The 4,463-nt window shown below is 67.7% G+C and carries 2 protein-coding genes; both read left to right on the top strand.

Translation table 11 applies throughout. The features are described 5' to 3' along the window. The first annotated feature begins 122 nt into the window (after positions 1-122). Positions 123-3,575 carry a TcdA/TcdB catalytic glycosyltransferase domain-containing protein gene (locus tag ACWCPY_RS42985; RefSeq protein WP_451274611.1) on the top strand — a complete coding sequence of 1,151 codons (3,453 nt, stop codon included), beginning with the start codon at positions 123-125 and terminating at the stop codon, positions 3,573-3,575. A gap of 77 nt (positions 3,576-3,652) precedes the next feature. Then, the gene (locus tag ACWCPY_RS42980) at positions 3,653-4,369 is read left to right on the top strand and encodes a type VII secretion system-associated protein (RefSeq protein WP_451274609.1); all 717 of its coding nucleotides are present in this window, start codon (positions 3,653-3,655) and stop codon (positions 4,367-4,369) included. The last annotated feature ends 94 nt before the right edge of the window (positions 4,370-4,463 follow it).

The following is a 4,463-nucleotide window of genomic DNA, read 5'->3' as shown; positions in this document are numbered from 1 at the left end:
TCACCGCGCACCTGCCCCTCCCCACGGTTCAAGCACTCCATCAGGTATGGGCCCGCGCCAGCGCATCCGCGACGGATGCCGTTCTGCGCAACGTGGACTCCGCCAGACCGGTCAATGGTCCTGTGATCGGGCCGGTCACCGAGGACGACCGGCGCGCCCTGGCCTTCTGGTCACTGGTGCGCGCAGAAGACGCCCTCGATGCCTGGGGCGGGTTTACGGATGACCTCGTGCGGCACGTGCTTCACCTGGACGAAACCCAACCAGTCACCCCGCAACGGCAAGGCACCATCCGGGGGCTGGTGGCCCACGCGATCGCCGCCGGCCGTACCGGAACCGGACCCGCCGCCTGGGCCGCCCACCACCTCGAGACCACCACCCAACTCCTCACCCCCGCCACCCTCGTCCAAAGCACCCGCACCGACGCCTGGGGCCGCAACTTCACCAGCAGGCCGATCGACGAACTGCACCTGCCCGCGGGTGCAGGGTCGAATGCCCGCTATTTCCTGATCGCCGAGGTTGGCCCTGACCATGTCGACCTGGTCGAGCCGAACGGGGTCCGGCACCGGGTGTCCTTCGACGAAGTCGCCGAGCTTCTGGCCACGGACCCCGAACTCCCCGACCTGCCAAAGCGCATCGTGCTCCTGGTCTCGGGGGATCCCGCTGGGCGGGTGGCACTGGCCCACGAGGTCGCGGACCGAACCGGCCGACGCGTGGTCCACTACAACAGCCCCGACGGTCTGACCGTGACCGACGCCGACGAAGACGGCATCTCCCATGTCCATGCGACCGCCGCCCCTGGACAGGCCTTGCGCAAGTTGTGGAAGCAGATCCGTCCGCACCGCCCGCACTTCCTCCCGCCCTCATCCCTCCCCAGGAACGACGGCGCCGTGACCCTCCGAGCCACGGCCCCCGCACCAGCCCGACACTTTGCCTGGCCTGCCGAGCAGTACGTCAACCTCAACGAGGAATCGGCTGCGACGCATTCCGCCACCGTGTCGTCGCCACGAGGCGCTTACCGCCGTACCGGGCCGTACACGGCCGAACTGGACGGCACCGTGCTGACGCTTCCTCCGAAGGAGCCCTCGCGAACAGACAAGGGGTTCACCGGCTCGTTGTTGTCCTCCCTGCGTCACGTGGCACCTACTGCGCTCGAGAACCTCGCGGCCGGTCATGCCGACACAGCCGAAGCGTTCTCCGCTTGGCTTTCCCTGCGCGTCACCGACGCCGATGTCTCAGGCCACGCGCTGCCGCCCCTGGACGGCGGGGCCGTGGTGCCGCTGCACTTGCTCCTCGGCGCCGGTGTGCCGCTCTCGCAATCACAGCAGGTGCAGGCTGCCCTGTCCGGCGACGAGTTGGCATTGGCGGATGTCGACCTGGGTCTCGTCCACCGGTTCCGGCTCCTGCTTGTCGACCCGACGTACGCAGACGACGAGCAGAAGACCGCCGAGACTGCCACGGAGCTGATGCCTCGCGTCCTGTCCGCTGTGGTAGCCCGAGACCTGGGCGTCCGGATAGCACTGGTGAATTCGAACGGAGAAGTTGAATTCTTTGGTGGTGATGACAATGACGGAGAGGCCGACGGTGACAGGCCGACAGGTGATGGCCAAAACGCTGGTGCCGCCCGTCGGGAGGAGCACGAGCTGCCGCTCGCCGTCGTCATCCACGAGGGTGAGGACCACTACATCGCCCCGCAACCGCAGGCGCCGTCCGCTCAGGGGTTGGAGCCGACGTCGTCCGAAGGGATCCGATGGGAGTCGGCCTTCTCTCAGGACCTCGCACTGCTCCGCACGGAGGTGGCCCGAGAACTGCGGGCGTTGGACCCGTACCACGGCCCCGTGGACGCCAAGACGGTGGAGCAACTGCACGACGACCTGCCCTCCCACCTGCTGCGAGGGACGCTTCGGCAACGCGGCGAGGCGATCGCACAGATCCTCCTTACCGGCCGGCTGGCCGGTCTACGAGGCGGGGCGCCGCAGGCTTCGGAAGGCGGAAGCCCGGTTCCGGGTGGCCGGGGCACCCGGCCCCCGGCGGCCCCGTACACAAGAGCGGACGAGCTGCTGGCGGACCTACGCACGTCGGTGATCGCCCCGATCCATATGGGCCGGCCGGAAGAAGACACCTTTCTCCTTGGCCCGGACCTGTTCGGCACACGCCGGCCGACGCCGCCAGCCGGTTTCCTGGCCGGACACGACTTCACGTCGCTGACGGGGGGACAGGCCATCACGTTCCTCCGGCAGCTGAACGTGGCGGAGGAGGAGCCGTCGAGCACGGAGATGGCCCCGGCGAGGCTGGCGGAGGACGAACGGGTGTGGGTGACCGAGAGGTCTGGCCCCGAGCTGCGGGACTGGGCGGGCAGGGCCGACCTGCCGCCCCTGCCCGCCACGGCGGAGACCCCCGCCCTCCTGCACTCCATCTGGCTGGGCAGCCCCCTGAAGGGAACAGGGAAGACGGAAATGTTCCGTGAGGGCCTGGAATGGACGGCCATCAACTATCCGGACCTGCAGTTGGTCCTGTGGACCGACATCCCACGCGCTGACTTCGACCGCGCCAAAGCGCTTTGGGGGTCCTGGAACAGCCCTTATCTCGAGTCCGTGGCCGAGATGATGGCCTGGCTGGATCAGCGAGGTATCGTCTGCGCCAGCGTCGGCGATGCGTTCAACGCGGAATCTCCCATGCGCCTACACGAGTTCTACGAGGCTGAGAGCGCCAAACAGGCCGGCCCCGGATACGCGGCGGCCAGCGACATCCTCCGTTTGGAGATCCTGCGCCGCTTCGGCGGCGTGTACCTCGACGGTGACAACCTGTTCGAGCATCCGGAGTTTCTGGAAGAGGTGTTGAAGTCCCGCGAGGGCTACGGCATCGACCTCGACGAAGATTCCGGCACCATAGGCAACTCCGCGCTGGCGATGCCCATGAACCATCCTTTCGCCACTGTCTACCTCGACGAGATCAAGAAGCGCTATGGCAAGAGCCAGCGCGACCTGATGCCACCGGAAGTACACTCTGCGGACATCAGTTACTTCGCCACCCCCCAGGGCAGGATCCGCCGGAACTCTGTCATGGAGCGGACCGGCCCCGCAGTCCTCAACGGCGTGGCGCGACAGATCGGGATCGACTCAGCGGCCTTCCCGAGCCTGCCCGGAGTGATCACCAACAGCAGTCTCACCTGGCTCGACAAGCCGGAGTCCGGGCCGCAGGACGCCCCTGCGCCGGGGCGTCCCGAGACTCTGCGCACGGCACAGCTGTTCATCCAGTCCCTGGTACGTGACTTGTACAACCGTGATGGTGACCTCCACCTGACTGCGGCTGACCAAGCACTGCACGGGCACCCGCAACGGGACCTGCTGTGGGAAGCGGCCCTCGCATTCATCGCGGAGTTGCCCGAACTCGCCTCGAAGACAGTCACGGTCACTGCTCAACGTTTCGATGGCAACGGCTGGTACGAAGTGGAGTTTCCCGCTGCGGCCGCCGCGTGGCTGGACTTCGACACCCCGGCCGCTGCAGGCGAGCGCCCGACCATGTGGCTGGGCGAGTACCAGACCCCCGTCAGACTCCGACCACGCCCCCGACGCTAACGCCAGGCACCCGACGTGATGTCCGAGCCCTCAAGAGGAGGGTAAAGGTCTCCGTGATCCAGACAAGCGAGGAACCCATGTCCATCGAACCCCTCGATCCGGCCCAGACCGCGACGCCAACAGAGACCGAACAGGCAGAGGACGCTGAATACGCGACCGGCATCTGGAACCCCGGCACCACCCAGCCGCGACGCTCCGTCTCACGAGGAGAGGACATGCCTGCGCCGCCGCAGTGGGCCCTCGACGCGGCGCGGCAGGCCCCCGGGCACTGGCTCTACCTGCCCGACCCCAACTGGGAGGGTCAAGGCATGCCCCCGACCTGGGCCGTACTCGGCCGCTGGCGCAGCAATGCCCACGGCCAGATCGTGGAGTGGCAGGACAACGACGAATACCGGCCCTCCCCCGAGGCGCTCGACTGGCCCGAACCCGCCGACGCCGTGGAAGCCGCGCTTCAGCGAGCCGCCACCGGCTACGGCCCTCAGGAGGACCTGGTCCGTGCGCTCGCCGAGGCCGAGCATGTGGCAGTGGCGCTCGACGAGGACGGCGAACCGCGGATCGCGACCACACTCGAGGGTCTCCCGGCGATTGCTGTCTTCAGTGCGTCGCTCGCGGGCGGTGCCGTGAACGTGGATGTGCCGGACCACCAGGTGATGTCCGTGACGGAACTTCTCCCGCTTCTGCCCGGCAAGGCGGAGCGGCTGCTCTACCTCGGCCTGTCGTCGCCGGCTGTTGTGGCTTTGGAAGTCGAGCGCCTCGTCGCCGCTCGCCAAAAGGCGTCGGTGGCGCAGAAGTAGTATTGATCCGAAACGCTTTGGGTTCAGGCTCGTTTACGGTGTGTGAGTGATCTGGTGGGGGATGCGCGGGCCTGGTCGCCGGACGCGCAGGAGG

Source organism: Streptomyces sp. NPDC002403, assembly GCF_053593015.1.
Note: the sequence above shows the minus strand (reverse complement) of the source record. Positions and strands in the feature narration are given on the sequence as shown.